The following is a 256-nucleotide window of genomic DNA, read 5'->3' on the forward strand; positions in this document are numbered from 1 at the left end:
GGCCGACCTTAAGGCGGCTCAGTTGCTTGGCTTCCTTGCTGCTGTTGATCACGTCATGCAGGGTGTTTGCGGACAAGCCGACCTTGCTGAATACCGTGGAAAGCGTATCGCCATTGGCCACTGCAACGGTTTTGCTGAGCGGATCCTCGGGTGGCTGTTCGGCTACCTGAGGCTCGGCCTCCAGCTCGGCGTTCTGGGTGTCTTCGCTACCTTCAATTTGTGCGAAAGGCGACTCATCGGCGGGTTGCTCTTGTGC

General features: G+C 58.6%; 1 pseudogene. It reads right to left on the reverse strand.

The features are described 5' to 3' along the window. Positions 1 to 256 (reverse strand): annotated as a pseudogene (locus AC0IYH_RS32660) (peptidase M23); the annotation flags it as partial.

This window comes from Pseudomonas sp. AC463 (assembly GCF_979253585.1).